Source organism: Streptomyces sp. CT34 (assembly GCF_000805335.1).
In the GTDB taxonomy this organism is placed as follows: Bacteria; Actinomycetota; Actinomycetes; order Streptomycetales; family Streptomycetaceae; genus Streptomyces.
Map to the genome: position 1 here is coordinate 2455252 of NZ_KN708638.1, position 21648 is coordinate 2476899.

The 21648-nt window shown below is 71.7% G+C and carries 21 protein-coding genes and 1 riboswitch; of the genes, 13 read left to right on the top strand and 8 right to left on the bottom strand.

Annotated elements, in window-relative coordinates; translation table 11 throughout:
• Positions 1–886, bottom strand: an 886-nt coding sequence (locus tag RZ84_RS40925) for an aldehyde dehydrogenase family protein (RefSeq protein ID WP_241777654.1), incomplete at its 3' end; no start/stop codon positions are given.
• A gap of 169 nt (positions 887–1055) precedes the next feature.
• Here RZ84_RS40925 and RZ84_RS10875 point away from each other — a divergent pair.
• The 6 genes from RZ84_RS10875 (at position 1056) to RZ84_RS10900 (ending at position 8832) form a co-directional block, all read left to right on the top strand.
• Positions 1056–2090: an MBL fold metallo-hydrolase gene (locus RZ84_RS10875; RefSeq protein WP_043264153.1), complete on the top strand. Its 1035-nt coding sequence runs from the start codon at positions 1056–1058 to the stop codon at positions 2088–2090.
• A 359-nt stretch (positions 2091–2449) separates the two neighbouring features.
• A riboswitch (cobalamin riboswitch) is annotated at positions 2450–2567 on the top strand.
• A gap of 260 nt (positions 2568–2827) precedes the next feature.
• The gene (locus RZ84_RS10880; protein WP_043264154.1) at positions 2828–4309 is read left to right on the top strand and encodes a prenyltransferase/squalene oxidase repeat-containing protein; all 1482 of its coding nucleotides are present in this window, start codon (positions 2828–2830) and stop codon (positions 4307–4309) included.
• A 35-nt stretch (positions 4310–4344) separates the two neighbouring features.
• Positions 4345–5040: an SCO2322 family protein gene (locus RZ84_RS10885; RefSeq protein WP_043264155.1), complete on the top strand. Its 696-nt coding sequence runs from the start codon at positions 4345–4347 to the stop codon at positions 5038–5040.
• The gene (locus tag RZ84_RS10890; RefSeq protein WP_052230459.1) at positions 5037–6215 is read left to right on the top strand and encodes an energy-coupling factor transporter transmembrane component T; all 1179 of its coding nucleotides are present in this window, start codon (positions 5037–5039) and stop codon (positions 6213–6215) included. Before RZ84_RS10885 ends, RZ84_RS10890 begins: the two co-directional genes overlap by 4 nt.
• Positions 6212–7837 (top strand): ABC transporter ATP-binding protein, encoded by a 1626-nt coding sequence (locus RZ84_RS10895; protein WP_043264157.1) that lies wholly within the window; start codon positions 6212–6214, stop codon positions 7835–7837. Before RZ84_RS10890 ends, RZ84_RS10895 begins: the two co-directional genes overlap by 4 nt.
• Positions 7834–8832 (top strand): ECF transporter S component, encoded by a 999-nt coding sequence (locus RZ84_RS10900; protein WP_052229875.1) that lies wholly within the window; start codon positions 7834–7836, stop codon positions 8830–8832. Before RZ84_RS10895 ends, RZ84_RS10900 begins: the two co-directional genes overlap by 4 nt.
• On the opposite strand, the gene RZ84_RS10905 is transcribed toward RZ84_RS10900, so the two are convergent.
• On the bottom strand, positions 8816–9985 hold the full coding sequence (locus RZ84_RS10905) for a steroid 3-ketoacyl-CoA thiolase (protein ID WP_043264158.1): 1170 nt from the start codon (positions 9983–9985) through the stop codon (positions 8816–8818). The genes RZ84_RS10900 and RZ84_RS10905 overlap by 17 nt on opposite strands.
• 263 nt (positions 9986–10248) lie before the next feature.
• Between RZ84_RS10905 and RZ84_RS10910 the strand changes: the two genes are divergently transcribed.
• A complete protein-coding gene (locus tag RZ84_RS10910; RefSeq protein ID WP_043264159.1) occupies positions 10249–11481 on the top strand; it encodes a cytochrome P450 in 1233 nt (410 codons plus the stop codon).
• 48 nt (positions 11482–11529) lie between these two features.
• On the opposite strand, the gene RZ84_RS10915 is transcribed toward RZ84_RS10910, so the two are convergent.
• Together RZ84_RS10915 and ctaD are read right to left on the bottom strand one after the other, a co-directional pair.
• A complete protein-coding gene (locus RZ84_RS10915; protein WP_052229876.1) occupies positions 11530–11895 on the bottom strand; it encodes a hypothetical protein in 366 nt (121 codons plus the stop codon).
• Positions 11888–13546 carry an aa3-type cytochrome oxidase subunit I gene (ctaD, locus tag RZ84_RS10920; RefSeq protein ID WP_052229877.1) on the bottom strand — a complete coding sequence of 553 codons (1659 nt, stop codon included), beginning with the start codon at positions 13544–13546 and terminating at the stop codon, positions 11888–11890. Before ctaD ends, RZ84_RS10915 begins: the two co-directional genes overlap by 8 nt.
• A gap of 116 nt (positions 13547–13662) precedes the next feature.
• Between ctaD and RZ84_RS10925 the strand changes: the two genes are divergently transcribed.
• The 3 genes from RZ84_RS10925 to proP all read left to right on the top strand — a co-directional run bounded on the left by RZ84_RS10925 (position 13663) and on the right by proP (position 17303).
• Complete coding sequence (locus tag RZ84_RS10925) at positions 13663–14202, top strand: RNA polymerase sigma factor (RefSeq protein WP_043264160.1); 540 nt, start codon at positions 13663–13665, stop codon at positions 14200–14202.
• Complete coding sequence (locus RZ84_RS10930) at positions 14195–15220, top strand: CU044_5270 family protein (protein ID WP_043264161.1); 1026 nt, start codon at positions 14195–14197, stop codon at positions 15218–15220. The genes RZ84_RS10925 and RZ84_RS10930 overlap by 8 nt, the downstream gene beginning before the upstream one ends.
• Positions 15221–15824: 604 nt before the next feature.
• Entirely contained in the window at positions 15825–17303 is a 1479-nt protein-coding gene (gene proP, locus RZ84_RS10935) for a glycine betaine/L-proline transporter ProP (RefSeq protein ID WP_043264162.1), read from the top strand.
• 335 nt (positions 17304–17638) lie between these two features.
• Here proP and RZ84_RS10940 read toward each other — a convergent pair whose 3' ends face one another.
• Together RZ84_RS10940 and RZ84_RS40930 are read right to left on the bottom strand one after the other, a co-directional pair.
• Complete coding sequence (locus RZ84_RS10940) at positions 17639–17899, bottom strand: hypothetical protein (protein ID WP_043264163.1); 261 nt, start codon at positions 17897–17899, stop codon at positions 17639–17641.
• Positions 17896–18162: a hypothetical protein gene (locus RZ84_RS40930; RefSeq protein WP_241777655.1), complete on the bottom strand. Its 267-nt coding sequence runs from the start codon at positions 18160–18162 to the stop codon at positions 17896–17898. The genes RZ84_RS10940 and RZ84_RS40930 overlap by 4 nt, the downstream gene beginning before the upstream one ends.
• A gap of 373 nt (positions 18163–18535) precedes the next feature.
• Here RZ84_RS40930 and RZ84_RS10950 point away from each other — a divergent pair, with 373 nt between their 5' ends.
• Positions 18536–18775: a chaplin family protein gene (locus RZ84_RS10950; RefSeq protein ID WP_043269591.1), complete on the top strand. Its 240-nt coding sequence runs from the start codon at positions 18536–18538 to the stop codon at positions 18773–18775.
• Between the two features lie 531 nt (positions 18776–19306).
• Here the strand turns inward: RZ84_RS10950 and RZ84_RS10960 are convergent.
• Positions 19307–19747: a hypothetical protein gene (locus tag RZ84_RS10960; RefSeq protein WP_157878797.1), complete on the bottom strand. Its 441-nt coding sequence runs from the start codon at positions 19745–19747 to the stop codon at positions 19307–19309.
• Positions 19748–20253: 506 nt separating this feature from the next.
• A complete protein-coding gene (locus RZ84_RS38855; protein ID WP_157878798.1) occupies positions 20254–20424 on the bottom strand; it encodes a recombinase family protein in 171 nt (56 codons plus the stop codon).
• Positions 20425–20555: 131 nt separating this feature from the next.
• Here RZ84_RS38855 and RZ84_RS10970 point away from each other — a divergent pair, with 131 nt between their 5' ends.
• Together RZ84_RS10970 and RZ84_RS10975 are read left to right on the top strand one after the other, a co-directional pair.
• Positions 20556–20888 (top strand): antibiotic biosynthesis monooxygenase family protein, encoded by a 333-nt coding sequence (locus RZ84_RS10970; protein ID WP_043264166.1) that lies wholly within the window; start codon positions 20556–20558, stop codon positions 20886–20888.
• 173 nt (positions 20889–21061) lie between these two features.
• Positions 21062–21589 carry a GNAT family N-acetyltransferase gene (locus tag RZ84_RS10975; protein ID WP_043264167.1) on the top strand — a complete coding sequence of 176 codons (528 nt, stop codon included), beginning with the start codon at positions 21062–21064 and terminating at the stop codon, positions 21587–21589.
• Positions 21590–21648 lie beyond the last annotated feature (59 nt).

A 21648-nucleotide genomic window follows, 5' to 3' on the forward strand; every position in this document is an offset into this window, starting at 1 on the left:
GCGCGAGGATCCGGGTCTGCGCCACGCACGCCTGCCCGTTGATCATCCAGGCGAACGGCGCGATCCCGGCCACCGCCGCGTCCAGATCCGCGTCCGGCAGGATGACCGCCGCCGACTTGCCGCCCAACTCCAGCGTCACCCTGCCGAGATGGCGCGCCGCGACCTCCATGACCCGCTTGCCGGCCGCCACCGACCCGGTGAACGACACCTTGTCCACGCCCGGGTGCCCGACCAGGTACTCGCTCACCTCCCGGTCGGCCGGCAGGATCGACAGCACCCCCTCCGGCACCCCCGCCTCCGACGCGATCTCCGCGAGCAGATACGCGTCCAGCGGGGTCTCCGGCGACACCTTCAGCACCACCGAGCACCCGGCCAGCAGCGCCGGCGCGAGTTTGGCGGCGGCGGTGAACTGCGGGACGTTCCACGGCACCACGGCCGCAACCACCCCCACCGGCTCCCGGCGGATCAGCAGCGGCCCCAGCGCCCCCGCCCGCCGCTCCTCGAACGCGAACCCCCCGGCCACCGTGATCGCCGCGTCCCACACCATCATCGCGGCCAGCGACTGGACCATGACGCCCGAGGTCACCGGCGTCCCGTTCTGCGCGCCGATGACCCGGGCGAACTCCTCGCTGCGCGCCGCGAAAGCGTCCTTGATCCGGCTCACCACCGCGATCCGGTCCGCCAACGGCGCGTTGGCCCACTCCCCCGCCGCGAACGACCGGCGGGCCGCGGCGACCGCCCGGTCGACATCGGCCCGCGAGGCGTGCGGAACCCGGCCGATGACCTGTTCGGTGTGCGGTGAGACGACCTCGATCGTGTCCGTACCGGCCGGGTCGACCCACTCACCGCCTATGTAGAGCTTGCCGTGCTCGACGAGGTCGCTCATCTCTGCCGCCTCCCGAAGACTTCTGACACGCCATCAGAACTGATACCAGTTCCACCTGCCGGAGTCCACGACACCGCCCGAATCCCAACTATCCACCCCGCAAGGACACTTCAGCCCACTCTGAAACCCGTTCTAGTTATAGTGACACCAGGCGACGAGGGGACGGGACATGACGGTGATCGACCACAAGGGCGGCGTATGGAGCATCGCCGTCCCCATCCCGGACAACCCCCTCGGCCACACCCTCGTCCACCTCCTGGAGACCGACCGCGGCCCGGTCCTCATCGACACCGGCTGGGACGACCCCGACTCCTGGGACACCCTCGGCACCGGCGTCACCGCCTGCGGCTTCGCCCTCACCGACATCCACGGGGTACTGATCACCCACCACCACCCCGACCACCACGGCCTCTCCGCCAAGGTCCGGGAGACCACCGGCGCCTGGATCGCGATGCACGCCGCGGACTCCGCCGTCATCCGCCGCACCCGCGAGGCCGAACCGGGCCAGTGGCTCGACTACCTCCTGGCCAAACTCACCGCGGCCGGCGCCCCCGACGACCACCTGGCACCCCTCCGAAAGGCCCGCGCCACCGGCCGCGGCCGGCACCTCCCCGGCCGCCGCGCCGCCCTCCCCGACCGCGCCATCGCCCCCGGCGAACTCCTCGACCTCCCCGGCCGCCGCCTCCGCGCCATCTGGACCCCGGGCCACACCCCCGGCCACGTCTGCCTGCACCTGGAAGAGGAACACCCCGCCCGCGCCCCCGGCTCCGGCCGCCTCTTCTCCGGCGACCATCTCCTCCCCGGCATCACCCCGCACATCGGCCTCTACGAGGACCCCGACGACACCACCGCCACCGACCCCCTGGGCGACTACCTCGACTCCCTGGAACGCATCGCCCGCCTCGCCCCCGCCGAGGTCCTCCCCGCCCACCAGCACGCCTTCACCAACGCCAAGACCCGCACAGAGCAGCTCATCGCTCACCACGAAGAGCGTCTCTCCGACCTGAAAGCACTGCTCCGCGAACCCCGCACCCCCTGGCAACTGGCCACCACCATGCGGTGGAACCGCCCCTGGGACCAGATCCCCTACGCCTCCCGCAACATCGCCGTCTCCGAAGCCGAAGCCCACCTCCGCCGCCTGGTAAAACTCGGCCACGCCGAACCCCTCCCCGGCAACACCCCCCAGCGGTACCAGGCGGTGTAATCCCCACCACAGGGACGCCAGCCGGACCCCGGACCGACACCACCGTCGGTCGGAGCCACCGTCCGCCGGTCGGCAACGGCGCAGGGCCGGAGGGATGTACCGGAGTGCGCCCGCAGGACCTGGAGCGAACGCCGGGGCATTCCTCATCTGACTGACCAGAAGCGCCCGCGCCGAGGACGTACTCCGGTGCAGCCCTCCGGCCCCCACCCACCGGCAGCAACCGAGGCCACGCCGGCCCCCACCGGACAGACCCCGGAAACGAGGCCAGCCCCCGCCCACCGGACAGAACCCGGAAACCAGGCCATCCCCCACCCACCGGGCAGCCAAGCACAATCCCCACCACCACATCGGCACGCCCCAAGCGGAGCGCTAAGGTGTGCGAGACAACTTCATCCGTACCCGATCGGGGAAAGCCGGTGGAAATCCGGCGCTGACCCGCAACCGTGAGCACGGCCCGCATACACCGCACACCCCGCGCACCCCGCGCACCCCGCATACACCGCACACCCCGTATGCACCGCACCCCCCGTATGCACCGCCGTACAAGCCGGAGCACCCGAAGGGCACGACCAAGGCTCCCGCCACCGACCCACCGCCCCAGCGGACGGCCGGTGCGCGGCACCGTCGAGGTATACGGAGCTGAGCCCGGTGCCACCGCGACAAGCCCCCACGGCGCGCGGCCGGCCGAGCCGCGGCTGCGTACACCGCCGCGAACCGACCCGAGAGGCACCGACCCGATGGCCACCACGGCCCCCATAGCCCCCCTGGCTCCCCAGGCCCCCGCGCCGCGGACGCCCCCCGTCGCCGCCCGGGCCACCCGCGCCCGCGCCGCCGCGGCGCTGGCCGCAACAGCCGTACTGGGCACGGTCCTCACCTCGTACACCACCCCCACCGCATACGCCGCCCCCAACCCGGCCACGCCCGCCTCACCCACTGCACCCACCTCACCCACCGCGACCACCACACCCACCGCACCCGCCAAGCTCCCGCCCGGCCTCTACGGCACCAAGGACCCCCGGTACGACGGCGTCTGGCGCCAGTCGCTGGCGCTGCTGGCGCAGCACACGGTCGGGGTGCGACCCGCGGCGTCGGCCGTCGACTGGCTCGCGGGGCAGCAGTGCGCCGACGGCTCGTTCGCCGCGTTCCGGCCCGACCCCGGCACCGCGTGCGACGCCAGGACGATGCGGGACACCAACCAGACGGCCGCCGCGATCCAGGCGCTGGCCGCGCTCGGCGGGCACGGCAGCGCCGTACAGAAGGCCGTCGGCTGGCTGAAGTCCGTCCAGCACGACGACGGCGGCTGGGGCTCGATGGCCGGTTCCGACAGCGACGCCAACTCCACCGCCGTCGTCATCGGCGCACTCACCGCGGCGGGCGAGCGACCCGAGTCCGTGACGTCGAAGAAGGACGGCCAGAACCCGAAGGACGGCAAGAGCCCGAAGGACGGCAAGAGCCCGAAGGACGGCAAGAACCCGTACGACGCACTGCTGGGATTCCAGCTGGGCTGTGACGCGAAGGACGGCGAGCGCGGCGCGTTCGCCTTCCAGCGCAAGGGCGCGGCGCCGAACGCCGACGCGACCGCGGCTGCCGTCGCCGGCGCGCTGGGCAAGGGTTTCGTCGTCGACCCGGCCGGCGCGGACGCCACCGCCCCGGTCAAGGCGCTGACCTGCGGCGAGGACCAGGGCAACGGCGGTGGCGCCGAGGGAGCGGACCAGCGGGCGCGCGCCGCGGACGCCGGCAGTGCGTATCTGGTGGCCCAGCTGGACGCCAACGGCCAGCATCTGCGCTCCGCGATGCCGGGCGCCGAGCAGCAGCCCGATGTGGGCAACACCGCCGACACCGTGGTGGCGCTGGCGGCCGGTTCGCACGGCGCCGCCGCGCACCAGCCGTTGCGGTGGCTGGAGAAGAACGCCGCGGGCTGGGCGAAGCAGAACGGCCCTGCCGCGTATGCCCAGTTGGTGCTGGCCGCGCACGCCACCGGCACCGACCCGCGCTCCTTCGGCGGCACCGACCTGGTGGCCGCACTCAACGCGACAGGCCCGGCACCGGCGGGTACCGCACCCGGCACCACCCAGGAGAAGAACTCCAACCAGGAGAAGAACTCCGAGAAGAACGCCGGTGGTGGCATCAACGTGTGGTGGGTGGTCGGCGTCGGGCTGGCCATCGGCGCCGGCATCGGGTTCCTGATCAGCGCTCGCAAGAACAAGAACGCCCTGTGATGCGCCCCATGATGTGCCATGTGATACGCCCTGTGATGCGGGGCAGCCGATGCGGACGGGGCGCCGCGGCCCTGCTGCTGGCCGGCGCGGTCGCCGGCCTCGCCGCCGCACCCGCGCAGGCGCAGGAGTACCGCTACTGGTCGTTCTGGGAGGGGAAGGCCGGCAGCGGCGGCTCGTGGACGTACGCCACCGAGGGACCGGCCACGCTGCGGCCGGCCGACGGCGCCGTCGCGGGTTTCCGCTTCACCGTCAGCTCCGGCTCCGCCAAGGCCGGCACCCCGCGCACCGTCCCCGACTTCACGGCGATCTGCCGCACCACCCCGGCGAAGCCGGGCAGCAAACGCATCGGCGTCGCCCTCGACTTCGGCACCGCGGCGGACGCCCCCGCCGGCGAGCAGCCGCCACCGGCCCGGACGGCCTGTGCCCAGGTGCCCGAGGACGCCTCGGCGGGCGATGCGCTGGCGGCGGTCGCCAAGCCGCTGCGCTATGACGCCAACGCGCTGCTGTGCGCCATCGCGGGCTACCCGCGGTCCGGCTGCGCGGAACAGGTCTCCAACGGGTCCAAGGACGGGGCACAGCAGAGCCCCGGCACATCGGCCGCATCGGGCACGTCACCCGCGGCGGACAGCGGCGGCTCCGGCGGCCCCTCCGCCGGACTGCTGGGCGGCATCGCAGCCGTCGTCGTACTGGGCGCGGCCGGCGTGTGGCAGGCCCGCCGCCGGCGCGGATGAGCGCCCCGCAGGCGACCCGTACCACCGCGCTGCACGCGGGCGCCTGGTGGCTGTGGGCGCTCGGCCTGGCGACCGCGGCGTCGCGGACCACCAATCCGCTGCTGCTGGGGCTGCTGATCGGCGTGGCCGGCTATGTCGTGGCGGCCCGCCGGACGACCGCGCCGTGGGCCCGCTCGTACGGGGCGTTCGTCAAGCTCGGGCTGCTGGTGCTCGGCATCCGGCTGGTGTTCGCGTTCGTGCTCGGTTCGCCGGTCCCCGGTACGCACGTCCTGGTCACGCTCCCCGAACTGCCGCTCCCCGACTGGGCGAAGGGAGTCCGGATCGGCGGCCGGGTCACCGCTGAGGGGATGGTCTTCGCGGCGTACGACGGCCTGAAGCTGGCCACGCTGCTGATCTGCGTGGGCGCCGCCAACGCGCTCGCCAACCCGGCCCGGCTGCTGAAGTCGCTGCCGGGCGCGCTCTACGAGGCCGGGGTGGCGGTGGTCGTCGCGATGACGTTCGCGCCGAACCTGGTCGCGGACGTGCAGCGGCTGCGCGCCGCCCGCCGGCTGCGGGGCCGCCCGGACCGGGGTGTCCGGGGACTCCTCCAGGTCGGGGTGCCGGTACTGGAGGGCGCGCTGGAGCGCTCGGTGGCGCTGGCCGCGGCGATGGACGCGCGCGGCTACGGCCGTACCGCCCAAGTGCCGCGCGCCGTACGGCACACCACCTCCGCACTGACCCTCGGCGGGCTGCTGGGCGTCTGCGCGGGCACGTACGGACTGCTGGGCGACACCGGCGGCGGCTACGGGCTGCCGCTGCTGCTGGCCGGGCTCGCCGCCGCGCTCGCCGGGCTGTGGCTGGGCGGCCGGCGCTCGGTGCGCACCCGCTACCGGCCCGAGCGATGGGGCGTGCGCGCCTGGCTGGTGGCCGGTTCGGGCATCGCCGTCGCCGCCCTCATGATCGCCGCCAACGGCTACGCACCGGCGGCCCTGCACCCGCCCGCGCTGCCGCTGACCGCGCCCGTGCTGCCGCTGTGGCCGGCGCTGTCGCTGCTGGTGGGGCTGGCGCCCGCAGTGGCCGCGCCGGTACCCGTGCCGGTACCCGCCGGCGGGGCGCGCCGGCCGGACCGCGCCACCGCCCCCGCCCGTACCGCCACCGCCGCTTCCGATCCGGCCACGAAGGAGCCCGCCCAGTGATCCGTTTCGAGCAGCTCTCGGTCACCTACGGGGACACCGCCGAGCCCGCCGTGCGGGGCGTCGATCTGACCGTGCCCGAGGGCGAGTTGTGCCTCCTGGTCGGCCCGTCCGGCGTCGGTAAGTCGACTCTCCTGAACGCCGTGTGCGGGCTCGTTCCGCACTTCACCGGCGGCACCCTGCACGGCCGGGTGACCGTGGACGGCCGGGACACCCGCACCCACCCGCCGCGCGAACTGGCCGATGTCGTGGGCACCGTGGGCCAGGACCCCCTGGCGCACTTCGTCACCGACACCGTCGAGGACGAACTCGCCTACGGGATGGAGTCGTTGGGACTGGCCCCGGACGTGATGCGCCGCCGGGTCGAGGAGACCCTGGACCTGCTGGGCCTGGCGGAGCTGCGCGACCGGGCCGTCACCACGCTGTCGGGCGGCCAGATGCAGCGGGTGGCGATCGGCTCGGTGCTCACCACGCACCCCAAGGTGCTGGTCCTGGACGAGCCGACCTCGGCGCTGGACCCGGCCGCCGCGGAGGAGGTGCTGGCGGTGCTCCAGCGGCTGGTCCACGACCTGGGGACGACGGTGCTGCTGGCCGAGCACCGGTTGGAGCGGGTGGTCCAGTACGCGGACCGGGTGATCCTGCTGCCCGGTCGCGGCGCCGCCCCCGTGATGGGCGACCCGGCCGAGGTCATGGCCGTCTCGCCGGTCCGTCCGCCGGTCGTCTCCCTGGGGCGGCTCGCCGGCTGGTCGCCCGTTCCGCTCTCCGTGCGCGACGCGCGCCGCAGGGCCGCCCCGCTCCGCGGCCGGCTGGCCGGGGCCACCCCGCCGGCGGCCGGCGCGGGCGAGTCCCCCGCACCCGGCGGGGACCCGGTCGCCGACGTCCGCGGCCTCGGCGTCCGCCGCGGCCGGACCGAGGCGCTGCACCGCGTCGACCTCACCGTCCGCCCCGGCGAGACCGTCGCCCTGATGGGCCGCAACGGCGCGGGCAAGTCCACCCTGCTGACGACCCTGGTGGGGATGCACGAGCCGGCGTCCGGGACGGTCCGCGTGGGCGGCGCCGTCCCGCACCGCACCCGCCCCCGGGATCTGCTGCGCCGGGTCGGGCTGGTGCCCCAGGAGCCCCGGGACCTGCTCTGCGCGGACACCGTGGCGGCCGAGTGCGCCGCCGCCGACCAGGACGCCGGCGCGCCCGCCGGCCGCTGCCGGGAGCTGGTCGCCCACCTGCTGCCCGGCGTCGCGGACGGTGCGCACCCGCGCGATCTGTCCGAGGGCCAGCGGCTGGCCCTCGCGCTGGCCGTGGTGCTGACCGCCCGCCCTCCGCTGCTGCTGCTCGACGAGCCGACCCGCGGCCTGGACTACGCGGCCAAGGCCCGGCTGATCGACCTGCTGCGCGCGCTGGCCGCCGAGGGCCATGCCATCGTCCTGGCCACCCATGACGTGGAGCTGGCCGCCGAACTGGCGCACCGCGTCGTCATCCTGGCGGACGGCGAGATCGTCGCCGACGGCCCCACCGGCGATGTGGTGCTCTCCTCGCCGTCGTTCGCCCCGCAGGTCGCCAAGGTCCTCTCCCCGCTGCCCTGGCTGACCGTCTCCCAGGTGGCGCGCACCCTGGAGGCGACGGCATGACCGCGCCGCCCCGCCCGGCCCGTGCGGTACGCCTCGGCCCGCGCTCCGTCGCCGCCCTGGTCCTGGTCTCGGCGGTCGGCGTGATGGCGTTCGGCTGGCCGCTGCTCGCCGACTCCGCGTCCGGGCTGGCCCATTCCCAGGACGCGCCCTGGCTGTTCGCGGCGCTGCTGCCGCTGCTGCTCGCGGTCGCGGTGGCCACGGTCACGGACACTTCCCCGGCCGGCGCCGGGCGGCCCCCCGGTCTCGATGCCAAGGCCATCGCGATGCTCGGCGTGCTGGCCGCGGCGGGGGCGGCGCTGCGCCCGCTGGGGGCCGGGACCGCCGGGATCGAGCCGATGTTCTTCCTGATGGTGCTGGCGGGGCGGGGGGTCGGTCCGGGGTTCGGCTTCGTCCTGGGGTCGGTGGCGATGTTCGCGTCGGCGCTGCTGACCGGCGGTGTCGGCCCGTGGCTGCCGTTCCAGATGCTGTCGATGGGCTGGGTGTCGATGGGCGCGGGGCTGCTGCCGGGGGCGATGGGGGTCCCCCCTGCGCATGGGGGTCCCCCCTGTGCATGGGGGTCCCCCTGTTCGAGCGAAGCCGAGAACTTGGGGGAGAAGCCGAGAGCTCGGGGGAGGATGCGCGGGCGCCGCGAACTGGCCCTGCTCGCCGCGTACGGGGCGCTCGCCGCGGTCCTGTACGGCCTGGTGATGAACCTCCAGGGCTGGCCGTACATCGCCGGGCTGGCCTCCGGGGTCTCCTTCGTCCCCGGCGACCCGCTGCACGACAACCTGGCCCGCTACCTCGCGTACTGCCTGGCCACCTCGCTCGGCTGGGACCTGCCGCGCGCCCTGGTCACCGTCGTGCTGACCGCCACGCTCGGCGGCCCGGTCCTCAAGGCACTGCGCCGCGCCACCCGCCGTGCCGCCTTCGAGGCGCCGTTCTCCTTCGCCCCGGGTACGCCACCGGAGGCCGGGACGACCGGGGCGGCCCGGCCGACCACTACAGCCGCTGAATGATCGTCCCGGTCGCCAGCCCGCCGCCGGCGCACATCGTGATCAGCGCGAACTCCTTGTCCCGGCGCTCCAGTTCGTGGAGCGCGGTGGTGAGGAGCCGGGCGCCGGTGGCGCCGACCGGGTGGCCGAGCGCGATGGCGCCGCCGTTCACGTTGACCTTCGTCAGGTCCTGCTCGAAGACCTGCGCCCAGGAGAGGACGACGGAGGCGAACGCCTCGTTGATCTCGACGAGGTCGATGTCCCGCAGCGACATCCCGGCCTTGCCCAGTACCGCCCGGGTCGCGTCGATCGGCCCGTCCAGGTGGAAGTGCGGGTCGGAGCCGACCAGGGCCTGGGCCACGATGCGGGCCCGCGGCCTGAGTTTGAGGGCGCGCGCCATCCTCTTGGACGCCCACATCACCGCGCAGGCGCCGTCGGAGATCTGCGAGGAGTTGCCCGCGGTGTGGACGGCGGTGGGCATGACCGGCTTGAGGCCGCCCAGCGCCGCCATGCTGGTGTCCCGCAGCCCCTCGTCGCGGTCGACCAGCCGCCACATCCCCTGCCCCGCGGCCTGTTCGTCCTCCGTGGTGGGGACCTGGACGGCGAAGGTCTCCCGTTTGAAGCGCTCCTCGGCCCAGGCGGTGGCCGCGCGCTCCTGGGAGATCAGGCCGAGGGAGTCGACGTTCTCGCGGGTCAGGCCGCGGTGGCGGGCGATGCGCTCGGCGGCCTCGAACTGGTTGGGCAGATCGACGTTCCACTCGTCGGGCCAGGGCTTCCCCGGGCCGTGCTTGGAGCCGCTGCCGAGGGGGACCCGGGACATCGCCTCGACGCCGCAGCCGATCCCGATGTCGATGACGCCGCCCGCGATCATGTTGGCCACCATGTGGTTGGCCTGCTGGGAGGAGCCGCACTGGCAGTCGACGGTGGTGGCCGCGGTCTCGTAGGGGAGGCCCATGGCGAGCCAGGCGTTGCGGGCCGGGTTCATGGACTGCTCGCCGGCGTGGGTGACGGTGCCGCTGACGATCTGTTCGACGCAGTCGGGCTGGATGCCCGTACGGGCGAGGAGTTCGCGGTACGTCTCGCCCAGCAGGTAGGCGGGGTGGAGGTTGGCGAGCGCGCCCTGGCGCTTGCCGATCGGGGTGCGTACGGCTTCGACGATGACGGGTTCCGCGGCCATGACTGACTCGTCCTCTCCTCGCGTCCGCGGGCGTCCCGGCGCGCCCGCGGAGGGAAGAACTAGTACGCGTTCTAGTTCTGCGAACAGTCTCATGAGCCGCACCCCGGGGCGCAAGAGGGCTGCAACCCCCTTGTGCGCAACGGGTATCGCCGTGCCCCTTGCCACTTGCGGAACCCGTCATTACCTTCACCGCGACCAGACCTGATGCTCAGTCAGGAAGACGCCCTCGCCGCGTCCGACGTCAGCCGGCCCAGGAGTCGCCGATGCACTGCCCCGCGTTCCCCGAAGGGTTCGACTTCACCGACCCCGACGTCTACCAGTCCCGCGTCCCGCTCCCGGAGTTCGCGCGGCTGCGGCGGACCGCGCCCGTGTGGTGGAACGCCCAGCCGCACGGCATCGCCGGCTTCGACGACGACGGGTACTGGGTCGTCACCCGCCACCAGGACGTCAAGGAGGTCTCCACCCGACCCGAGGTCTTCTCCGCCAACCTCAACACCTCGATCATCCGCTTCAACCCGGGCATCTCCCGCGACCAGATCGACGTACAGAAGCTGATCATGCTCAACATGGACCCGCCCGAGCACACCCGGGTCCGCCAGATCGTGCAGCGCGGCTTCACCCCGCGCTCCATCCGCGCCCTGGAGGAGGCGCTGCGCCACCGGGCGGAGCGGATCGTCGCCGAGGCGCGGCGGCGGGGCGCCGGCGACTTCGTCACCGAGATCGCCTGCGAACTCCCCCTCCAGGCCATCGCCGAGCTCATCGGCATCCCCCAGGACGACCGGGCCCGCATCTTCGACTGGTCGAACCAGATGATCGGCTACGACGACCCGGAGCTGGCCATCACCGAAGAGGTCGGCGCCAACGCGGCCATGGAACTGATCTCGTACGCGATGAACCTCGCCGCGGCCCGCAAGGAGTGCCCGGCCCGGGACATCGTCAGCCGGCTGGTGGCGGCGGAGCACGAGGGGAACCTCGGCTCCGACGAATTCGGTTTCTTCGTGCTGCTGTTGGCGGTGGCCGGCAACGAGACCACGCGCAACGCCATCACCCACGGCATGCACGCCTTCCTCACCCACCCCGACCAGTGGGAACTCTACAAACGCCAGCGCCCGGCGACCGCCGCCGAGGAGATCGTGCGCTGGGCGACACCGGTGGTCTCCTTCCAGCGCACCGCCACCCAGGACACCGAACTGGGCGGGGTGCGGATCGGGAAGGGCCAGCGCGTCGGGATCTTCTACTCCTCCGCCAACCACGACCCCGAGGTCTTCGACCACCCCGAGGTCTTCGACATCACCCGCGATCCCAATCCCCATCTGGGATTCGGCGGCGGCGGCCCGCACTTCTGCCTCGGCAAGTCCCTCGCCGTACTGGAAATCAACCTGATCTTCAACGCCATCGCGGATGCCGTACCCGATATCTCCCTGGCCGGCGATCCGCGCCGGCTGCGCTCCGCCTGGCTCAACGGCGTCAAGGAACTCCGGGTCCGTTACGGCTGATGCGTTGGGGCTGATCCGCATCCCGCACAGAGCCGTACGACGCGGACTTCACGGCCGCGGGAAGCCGACCGCGACCGTCAGCAGCAGCACCACGGCCGCCGCCGACGCGCTCAGGAACGCCGCGACGAGCCGCTTCCGCAAAGCCAGGTAGACGCTCTCGTATTCGGTCCGCAGACCGGCGCTGCGGGCCGCGATACGTTCCAGATAGACCCGGGAGAGCTCGCGCTGGTCCTGGCAGTAGTGCCGTACCACCTCCTGCCGCTGGGATTCGGTGAGCCAGGGCAGCCCCGCGCAGAAGGCGTCCGCCCGGGTACGCGCCCGGTCCTTCTCCGCCACCCAGAGCAGATACCCCTCGATCTCGTTGATCGCCTCGTCCATCCGTCGCACCCCGTTCTTCCCGGTCCCGTCACGCATCGATCGCGCCCGCTACCTCGGGATGATGCACATCGAACGCCGGGGATTCGGACCGAATACGCGGAAGGGCAAGGAAGTTGTGCCGTGGCGGAGGACAGGACGTCGCCCATTCCAGCAAACGGCCGTAGCCCCAGGGATCGTCGCAGACCACCCGCGCCCCGTATTTCGCGGTCTTCCAGACGTTGTAGAGGAACGGCAGCAGGGAGAGCCCGAGGACGAAGGAGAAAAGGGTGGAGACGGTGTTGAGGGTGGTGAAGCCGTCGGCCGCCAGATAGTCCGGGATACGGCGCAGCATGCCGTTCGCGCCCAGCCAGTGCTGGACCAGGAACGTGCCGTGGAAGCCGGTGAACAGCGTCCAGAACGTGATCTTGCCGAGCCGCTCGTCGAGCATCTTGCCGGTGAACTTCGGCCACCAGAAGTGGAATCCGGCGAACATCGCGAAGACGACCGTACCGAAGACCACGTAGTGGAAGTGCGCCACGACGAAATACGTGTCGGAGATGTGGAAGTCCATCGGCGGCGAGGCCAGGATGACACCGGTCAGACCACCGAAGACGAAGGTGACGAGAAATCCGACCGCCCACAGCATCGGTGTCTCGAAGGACAGCGAGCCCTGCCACATCGTGCCGATCCAGTTGAAGAACTTCACACCGGTCGGGACCGCGATCAGGAACGTCATGAAGGAGAAGAACGGCAGCAGGACCCCGCCCGTCACATACATGTGGTGCGCCCACACCGTGACCGAGAGACCGGCGATGGAAATCGTCGCGGCGATCAGACCGATGTAACCGAACATCGGCTTCCGGGAGAAGACCGGAATGACCTCGGAAATGATGCCGAAGAACGGCAGCGCGATGATGTACACCTCCGGATGCCCGAAGAACCAGAACAGATGCTGCCAGAGCAGCGCTCCGCCGTTCCCCGCGTCGAATACATGGGCACCGAATTTACGGTCCGCCTCCAGGGCGAACAGCGCGGCGGCCAGCACCGGGAAGGCGAGCAGGACCAGCACACCGGTCAGCAGCACGTTCCAGGTGAAGATCGGCATCCGGAACATCGTCATGCCCGGGGCGCGCATGCAGATGATGGTGGTGATGAAGTTGACCGAACCGAGGATCGTGCCGAAGCCGGAGAAAGCCAGACCCATGATCCACAGATCGCCGCCGATACCGGGGGAATGGACCGCGTCGGAGAGCGGCGCATAGGCGAACCAGCCGAAATCCGCCGCCCCTTGCGGAGTGAGGAATCCCCCCACCGCGATCAGCGAACCGAAGAGATAGAGCCAGTAGGCGAGCATATTGAGCCGCGGGAACGCCACGTCGGGCGCGCCGATCTGGAGCGGCATGATCCAGTTCGCGAATCCGGCGAACAGCGGCGTCGCGAACATCAGCAGCATGATCGTGCCGTGCATCGTGAACGCCTGGTTGAACTGCTCGTTCGACAGGAACTGGAGTCCGGGCCGGGCCAGTTCGGCGCGCATCACCAGGGCCAGCAGCCCGCCGACGCAGAAGAAGGCGAAGGCGGTGACCAGATACAGCGTGCCGATGGTCTTGTGGTCGGTGGTGGTCAGCCACTTCACGGGGAGCGGCCTGTACGGGCGCGGCGGCGCGGAGCAGGGCTCCACGGGCGGCGGCTTCACAGGAGACGTCATGCCCCGTAGGTGTCCGCGGCCCCCGGAACCGTCACCGCGCGCCGCCGTTCCGCGGGGTGTGAAGTCCCACCCGGGGAGGGTGTGAAGATCGGCGGTATGCCGGACACCAAGGGTTCATGAGCACCGACGACACCTTCGCCGAGGCATACCGCGCGCACTACTGGGCGGTCAGCCGCTTCGTGGCGCGGCGGCTGGACGCCCCGGCACACGAGGTCGAAGAGGTGGTGGCGGAGGTCTTCTCCATAGCGTGGCGAAGACGCACCGAACTTCCCGACCCGCCGCTGCCCTGGCTGTACGGGGTGGCCCGCAACTGCCTGGCCAACACGGTGCGCGGGCTCGGCCGCTACCGGCGGCTGCTGCACCGGCTGGGCAACCACGAGGCGGCGCACGGCCGGCAGACCGTGGCCGGCCCGGACGCCGAGCGGCCCGGCTCCTGGGTGCACGAGGTGCTGGCCCGCCTCTCCCCCGCCGACCAGGAGGTGCTCCGGCTGGCCACCTGGGAGGAACTGACCGTCGAGGAGCTGGCGGTCGTCCTCGGCTGCGGCCGGAGCGCCGCCGCCATGCGGCTGCACCGGGCCCGGCGCCGCCTTCGCGCGGAGATCGACCGTACGCGGATGACCGTGTCCGTACGAGCAGGAGGCGATGCCGATGAGTGACGAACTGGAGCTGCTGCGCGCGGCCAATCCGGTGCCGGCCGGTGAAGGCCCCTGGCGGGACCGCCCGTTGGACGCCACCGCGGAGCGCGGCCTCAACCGCCTGCTGCACAGCGCCCGCACCCGGCGCGCCCGGCGCCGCCTCGTCCTGCGCGCCGAGGCGGCCGTGCTCGCCCTGGTCGGCGTTCTCGCCTTCACCCTCTCCGACGCCGGCAGCAGCCCGGCCGTCGCGGCCCCCGCCGCCCTCGTCCCGCACGCCGACGCCTCGCCCGTCCCGCTGGCCGAACTGGCCCGCAGAGCGGAGGCCAGGGCCCGGACGGCCGGCCCCTCGGACGGGCCGCGGCGCGGCAGCCATCTCCAGAGCTGGTACCTGGGCATGCGGACCGGCCCGGACGCAGCGCCGCCGGCCACCGTGCCCGAGGAGCGCATCACCCGCTGGCACGCCGACGGCAGCGGCTCGGAACTGGTCGTGGCCACCGACCCGCGGCACCCCGGACGCCCGGTGATCCACGACGACCACGGCCGCTGGACGACCGTCGGCGGCGCCGAGGTCCTACACCGCACGACGTATCCGCCCGGCTCCGGCGACCGGCCCCGCGGCCCGGCCGCCCGGACGAAACCGCCCACCGACCCCGCGGCACTCCGCGCCCACCTGGCGTCCCTCTACGGGAGCGGCGACACCGCAGGCACCGCGAGCGGCACCCCGCAACTCCTCCTCGCCCTCTCCTCGTTCCGCCAGGAGTGGACACCGGGACCGCGCGAGACGGCCGCGATCGTGCGGATGCTGGCGGACGCCGGGGGCCTGCGGCCGGCCGGCGCGGTCACCGACCGGCTGGGCCGGCGCGGCCAGGCGTATGTCCACGACGGCCCGGACGGCGGCCTGAACGCCACCCGCCAGATGGTGATCCTCGATCCCCGTACCGGCCAACTCCTGGGTACGGAGATCACCTTCACCAAGGACCTGCCGGACTTCCGGATCACGGCGGGCGAGGTGATGTCGTACGAGGCGTGGATGCCGTGACGGTATGTGGCGCGGATGCCGTGACGGCATGTGGCGTGTGGATGCCGAGACCGTAAGAGGCGTGGATGCCCCGGCAGTACGAGGCCTGAACGCCGTGACGCCGGCCGGCCTCGCCGCCCACCCGGGATCCCGCGCCGGTACCGCCCGAGTGGCGGGGCACCGCCGCATGGCGGATCCTTGAGGGACGCGACGATCCTTCGGCGCGGTGGTGCCCGGCACCACCGCGCCGTTTTCGTGCGCGCGAGTCGCCGGGGCCCGGCAGACGCACAGGCCCGGCAGAAGCGCGGAGGCGCGGAGGAAGCCCCGGCGGCCGACCACCGAACCGCCCTTCCGAACCCCCTCCGGATCACCCTCCCCCACGTGACGCGGGCCACAAATCCACCGACGGTTGCGGCCGATCCCCGCGAGATGGATCACACCGAAAGTCGCCGAAAAAGATTGCCGACCGACGTTTGCCCTGCAAGGAGCGGGTAGACGAGCGACTGTGCGGTCATCCGCCTACTGTCCGTGATAACCCGTTCTGCCCCTATGGTCGACTTTTGCTCGTCACGCCATGGCGGGCAGTGCCATGCAGTCGTCCAAGAGAGCGCAGGCGAGCGAACACGTGCCGACGCAGTCCCCCATCGCACCCCGTTCCGATACGGAGGCCGGCGGCCCCGCGAACGCCGCCCGGCCGCGCTCGGCGGCCAGACGACGGCCGGCACCGGGCGAGGTCACCGTCGTCGACCCCGCGATGGTCAAGCGCGCGGTGTCCGCGGCAGCCCTCGGGAACGCGATGGAGTGGTTCGACTTCGGCGTCTACAGCTACATCGCGGTCACCCTCGGGCACGTCTTCTTCCCGTCCGGCAACCCCACCGCGCAGTTGCTGTCGACGTTCGGAGCGTTCGCGGCGGCATTCCTGGTGCGCCCCATCGGCGGCATGGTCTTCGGGCCGCTCGGCGACCGCATCGGCCGCCAGAAGGTCCTCGCGATCACCATGATCATGATGGCCGTCGGCACCTTCGCCATCGGCCTGATCCCGTCGTACGCCACCATCGGCGTCGGCGCGCCCATCCTGCTGCTCGTCGCCCGCCTGGTGCAGGGCTTCTCCACCGGCGGTGAGTACGGCGGCGCCTCCACCTTCATCGCCGAGTACGCGCCCGACAAGAAGCGCGGATTCCTGGGCAGCTGGCTGGAGTTCGGCACCCTCGCCGGTTACGTGGGCGGCGCCGGTCTGGTCACGCTGATGACCGCGCTGCTGTCCACCGAGGACCTCAACTCCTGGGGCTGGCGCATCCCGTTCCTGATCGCCGGACCGATGGGCATCATCGGCCTCTACCTGCGGATGCGACTCGAAGAGACCCCGGCCTTCGCCCAGTTGGAGAAGGAGGCCCGCGCCAAGGAGAAGGAGCGCCGCGCGGCCGAGAAGCGGATCGGTATCCGCGAGATGATCTTCGGTCAGTGGCGGGCGATGCTGCTGTGCGTCGGCCTGGTCCTGGTCTTCAACGTCACCGACTACATGCTGCTGTCGTACATGCCGAGCTACCTGACCTCGGAGCTGAAGTACGACTCGACGCACGGGCTGCTGGTCGTGCTCGGCGTGATGGTCGTGATGATGGCCGTCCAGCCGTTCGCGGGCAAGCTGTCCGACCGCTTCGGCCGCCGCCCGGTCATCGCGGCCGGCTGCCTGGGCTTCCTGGTGCTGTCCGTTCCGGCGCTGCTGCTGATCCGCCAGGGCTCGCTGGTCGCCATCGCCCTGGGCATGGCCGCGCTCGGCCTGCTGCTGGTGTGCTTCACCTCGTCGATGCCGTCCGCGCTGCCCGCGCTCTTCCCGACCAAGGTGCGCTACGGCTCCCTGTCGATCGGCTTCAACGTCTCGGTGTCGCTCTTCGGCGGCACGACGCCGCTGGTGGTCACCGCCCTGATCGGCGCGACCGGCAACAAGATGATGCCCGCCTACTACATGATGGCCGCGGCCGTCATCGGCGGTATCGCCGTCTTCCTGATGTCCGAGAGCGCCGGCAAGCCCCTCCCGGGCTCCCCGCCGGCCGTGGAGACGGAACGCGAAGCCCGCGAACTCGCAGGAGCCACGACGGCCCGCTGAGCGGCCCGACAGCCGGCGGCCCGCCCTTGAGGCGGCCCGCCGGCGACGCCGTACGCCCGGCCGCGCCCACGCCCGCCACCCCACCGCCCCCGGTACGGATCCCACCAGCCCTCCACCGAGCCCCAGGACGCGGAACGAACGGACACCCCGCGAGCCGGACGGCCCCGACCGGGCTCCCGTGCACCCCATGAGGCACGATGGTGGCCATGCATCGTGAAGATCATGATGCTGTCAAGGCACGCACAGAGAGACCGCCCGCGCGCCACAGGGCAGCACACGCGCGGTCCGACTCGGGTTGGTCGCCAGTCCTCGGCCAGTCCTCGATCAGCCTTCGATCAGCCCTCGTCGGGCGGGATGACGAAGCCCCGCGTAGAACCGCTCTGCGGCTTCCCCGGCGGCTCCGGGTTGACTTCCCTGAACTTCGCCACGAAGGCGGCCAGGGCGTCAGCGGTGATGTCCTGACGGGTCCCGGGATCGGCACTGTCGTACACCCGCCACGTGCCCGCCGCGTGCACCGGATCCTCCGGGGCGACGACTCCCGGGATACCGAGCCGCCGCAGCGCGGCATCCACCTGCCGAGCCTCTTCCGCGTTCATCTCCTCGGCCTTCCGCCGTGCGTCCAGGGAGCCCAGTCACCATCACCGCCGTGCGTGGCGCAGTTGCCGGGGTTGATCGGTCCGCAGCCTCCCGGCTTCGGCGTGTGGGAGCAGTTCGCCGCCACCGCCACCAGCGCTTCGGTCGGCCCGGTCCACAACTCACGGTCCACCCGGTGCCCGGCCTCCTCGACCAGAACCACCGTGCGCACGAGCGCCCGCGGGTCGTGCCCCTGGACGTCGGGCCCTTCCGGGTAGTGGTGCACGAACCGCCCCAACCCTCACACAGCCCGGCGTACGGCCCGGTGTGCGGGATCAGAGCGTGCCAGCCCTCGTCCACCACGTTCGACGGCGTGATCCTCATCGTGGGGAACCTGGCCGCCGTGTGAACGAACTTCAGCGCCGTATGGGAGACCGCCCGCTCCGTGGAAGGCTGAGCCCATGGCACGGACCGAGGACGCATGCTGAGCGGTTGGACGACAGACGGCCGACAGCCAGGCGCGCACGCCTCACAAGCATGTGCGACAAAGCAGTACCTGAAGGCGCGGTTTACGCCGTCCCTCCGCGATAGCGACGTTTCTCCGCGCAACGCCATGAGAACGCTCCGAGCGTCCAGTCCCCTACGCGATGGAGCACAGCATGCGCGTACGTACCGCAGTCGCCGCCGCACTGGCCGCAACCGCCGTCCTCGCGGGGGCAGGAGCCGCAGCCGCCGACGAGGGCCCTAACGCCCAAGGTGCCGCCCTACAGTCTCCGGGCATCGCCGCCGGCGACGTCATCCAGCCCCCTGTCACCGTGCCGATCAATATCAGCAACAACAGCATCAACATCGTCGGAATCGGGGACACGGTCCACCACAACAACAGTGCGAACGACTAGCGTCCAGGCTAGGCGCCCAACCCGAAGACCGCGGCAGGGCAGAAAGTCACAACTCCCCAGGGTGCGGTCTCTCCGCCCTTCTCCATGACGTACGTCGCGCCCTGGCCGCCGCGCCCTCCGCGCTGGGCTTCCGCGCGTGATGCCAACGGCACAGCGCCTGAAGGTTTGCCGGGTCGTGGTCGTCGCCCGGGACAATGTGGTCCACGTCCGTGGCCGGCGCCGCACACCGCGCCCCCGTGTCCCGCAGGACCGCCACGCGCTGGAAGCCATCCCGCTTCAAGACGGACAGGCACGGACAGGCGTCGGACCGGCCAGTCTGCCGGGAGGTGGGAACGTCGGTTGCTGCCGTGCCAGGCCAGTCAACACCCCATATTCATCTGGTACTTCCTGATAACTGCCTGGGTAGCCCGAGAACCGGAACAGTCGGTAGCGCCGAACGCTCAAGCGTGGCCCTCACCCTCTCGCCGGGTGAGGGCCAAACCTACTGGGGAGACACGGCCCATGCTGCGGCAGAAGGCCGTGTCGCACCCGTCAGGTACAGGTGATGGTGAACGGCGGGACGGCGCCGCTGTTCACGGTGGTGTTGCACGTGTGGGTGCCGCCCGAGGCACTTGTACTTGTTGTGGTGCTGGTGCCGGTGATGACTGGAGGCGGGCCGGGGCTGAAGGAGCCGGTGCCCATGGTGGTGAACGAGCCGGTGAACGGGCCGGCAGCGCCACTGCCGGAGCAGGTGCCATTGCCCGTCAGGTTGCCGTTGGGAAAGACGGTGAAGGTCCCCGTGCACGAGGCGCTGCCCACTCCTGGGATGGTGATCACGCCGCTGGCGAGGCTGCACGTGACGCTGCCGTCGGGATTTTGGGTGCACGGACCGACTTGGGCCGCCTCGCTCGCGGGGGCCGCCGAAGCCTGCGGGGCGAAGCCCATTCCCGTTGCGAAGATGCTGATCATCAGGGCTGCCAGTGGCGCCCTCATCTGCCGTAGCCGACGCACATCAACCTCCTGGAGAGGATCGGTGAAATCCCCGCTGCGAGGATTGTGCGCAGGCCGCATAAATCCAGCCAGGTGGCTGAAGGGAGCGCGTAGCGTGCGCGCCTGGCGCACAACAGCGCCCAAACCCCGGGAGCCCGCGCCGGGAACCCGGGGCAGAAGCGGCGTCGTCCGGACCTCGGCGCCCAGGTAGAGACGCGGTAAGCGACCCCGGCCGGAATCGAACCGGCGCCCCCGACCGGCAGCCGGGTGTTCTCTCATTGAGCTATGGGGCCTGGGGCTCAACTCCCGCGCGTCATCCCGGAAGACACCGGGGCGCGCGGGAGGAGCCGGGCGGGCGCGGTGATCACGCCTCCACGTCGGACGCGGGAGTTCGCGGCATGGGACCCGCCTTCATAAGCATTAACCGGGGGCCGTGACACCCGCGTTCGCCAGACGGTGGGCCGACCCCTCACTCAGGGGCCAAGTAACTGCCCTTTGTTCCTTCTTTCTCATACGAGGAAGAGGGTGAACACCACGACGGCGTCCACGTGCCCCGCCCGGACGGCCGTCATCATCTCCTCGAACTCGGGACGCTCCACGTTCGGGTCCCAGCCGGAGCGGCCCACGTCCGCGAGGCTTCCCGCCAGGCCCAGCCCTTCGCCGTGATCGGTGCCTCGCACTTCTCCCGCTGGGCCTCGGGGCTGGCCTGGGAACCGTCCTGACGACTCTTTGACTGTCTGATGTAGGAGACTGCACACACTTGGTCCAGGTTACGGCGCCAGTCAGGCGTCCGGTTTGTGAGAGGTGTCATGTGCCTAGCGTGGTAAAGATCAACGTGCTGACCGTCCCCGCTGAACAGCGCGAAACCCTGGAGAAGCGGTTCGCCTCCCGCGCACACGCGGTGGAGAGCTCGGACGGCTTCGAGTGGTTCGAACTCCTCCGCCCGGTCGAAGGCACCGACAACTACCTGGTGTACACGCGGTGGCGTGACGAGGAGTCCTTCCAGGCGTGGATGGAGGGGCCCATGAAGGCGGCCCACCAGGGCGCCCAGGGGCACGGCGCCGAGCGGCCGAAGCCCGCCGCCACCGATTCGACGCTGTGGTCCTTCGAGGTCGTCCAGCACACCGGCCCCAAGACCTCCTGAAGGCGGGGGCGCCCCCCGTCGCGCTCATTCCGTGGAAACCGGCCGCCTGGCAACACAGGCGGCCGGTTTTGCGCTGACGAGCCGACGAACGGCTCTCGTCTGGCGCCGGAGAGGCGCTGTGCCAGGACAAAACGGCTTGCGGCCGGCGTCGCCGTTCTCGTCACAATGTCGGCATGACCGACGCCGTCGCCGCCCCTGTCCCCCTGCCCTGGGCGGTCTCCGCCGAGCCGGTCGGTTCGCCGGTGGCGCGGGCGCTGCTGCGCGAGTACTACACCGAGGTCGCGGACCGCTACCTCGTGCTCCACGAGGGGCGTCGGTCGACGCCCGAGGAGATCGACGAGGGGGTGGCGGAGTACCCCAGCACCGATCTGATGCCGCCCAACGGCGTGCTGCTGGTGGCCCGGCACGGCGATGAGGTGGCCGGATGCGTGGGTGCCCGGCTGCTGGACGCGCGTACCGCCGAGCTCAAGCAGATGTTCGTACGGCCCGCCAAGCGCGGTCTGGGCGGCGCCGGCGGGCTGCTGCGCGCCGCCGAGTCCGCCGCGCTGCGGATGGGCGCCGAGCGGATCCGGCTGGACACCCGGCTCGACCTGACGGAGGCCGTCGCGCTCTACCGGCGGCACGGTTTCGTCGAGATCGACCCGTATCACGACGACGTCTACGCGGAGATCTTCTTCGAGAAGCGGGTGGGGGAAAGGTAGTTGGGGGATGGGGGACCGGGGGGCGGGCTGGGGGACGGGGCCGGGCTCATGGCTCCCGG

What these genes read in the sequence shown, in the direction of transcription:
- RZ84_RS10890 (WP_052230459.1), top strand. Translation starts at nt 5,037, where the DNA reads ATGAGCGCCCCGCAGGCGACCCGTACCACCGCGCTGCACGCGGGCGCC.
- RZ84_RS10910 (WP_043264159.1), top strand. Translation starts at nt 10,249, where the DNA reads ATGCACTGCCCCGCGTTCCCCGAAGGGTTCGACTTCACCGACCCCGAC.
- RZ84_RS10880 (WP_043264154.1), top strand. Translation starts at nt 2,828, where the DNA reads ATGGCCACCACGGCCCCCATAGCCCCCCTGGCTCCCCAGGCCCCCGCG.
- RZ84_RS10885 (WP_043264155.1), top strand. Translation starts at nt 4,345, where the DNA reads ATGCGGGGCAGCCGATGCGGACGGGGCGCCGCGGCCCTGCTGCTGGCC.
- RZ84_RS10915 (WP_052229876.1), bottom strand. Translation starts at nt 11,895, where the DNA reads ATGCGTGACGGGACCGGGAAGAACGGGGTGCGACGGATGGACGAGGCG.
- RZ84_RS10875 (WP_043264153.1), top strand. Translation starts at nt 1,056, where the DNA reads ATGACGGTGATCGACCACAAGGGCGGCGTATGGAGCATCGCCGTCCCC.
- ctaD (WP_052229877.1), bottom strand. Translation starts at nt 13,546, where the DNA reads ATGACGTCTCCTGTGAAGCCGCCGCCCGTGGAGCCCTGCTCCGCGCCG.
- RZ84_RS10930 (WP_043264161.1), top strand. Translation starts at nt 14,195, where the DNA reads ATGAGTGACGAACTGGAGCTGCTGCGCGCGGCCAATCCGGTGCCGGCC.
- RZ84_RS10900 (WP_052229875.1), top strand. Translation starts at nt 7,834, where the DNA reads ATGACCGCGCCGCCCCGCCCGGCCCGTGCGGTACGCCTCGGCCCGCGC.
- RZ84_RS10960 (WP_157878797.1), bottom strand. Translation starts at nt 19,747, where the DNA reads ATGAGGGCGCCACTGGCAGCCCTGATGATCAGCATCTTCGCAACGGGA.
- RZ84_RS10940 (WP_043264163.1), bottom strand. Translation starts at nt 17,899, where the DNA reads ATGAACGCGGAAGAGGCTCGGCAGGTGGATGCCGCGCTGCGGCGGCTC.
- RZ84_RS10925 (WP_043264160.1), top strand. Translation starts at nt 13,663, where the DNA reads ATGAGCACCGACGACACCTTCGCCGAGGCATACCGCGCGCACTACTGG.
- RZ84_RS10950 (WP_043269591.1), top strand. Translation starts at nt 18,536, where the DNA reads ATGCGCGTACGTACCGCAGTCGCCGCCGCACTGGCCGCAACCGCCGTC.
- RZ84_RS10905 (WP_043264158.1), bottom strand. Translation starts at nt 9,985, where the DNA reads ATGGCCGCGGAACCCGTCATCGTCGAAGCCGTACGCACCCCGATCGGC.
- RZ84_RS10975 (WP_043264167.1), top strand. Translation starts at nt 21,062, where the DNA reads ATGACCGACGCCGTCGCCGCCCCTGTCCCCCTGCCCTGGGCGGTCTCC.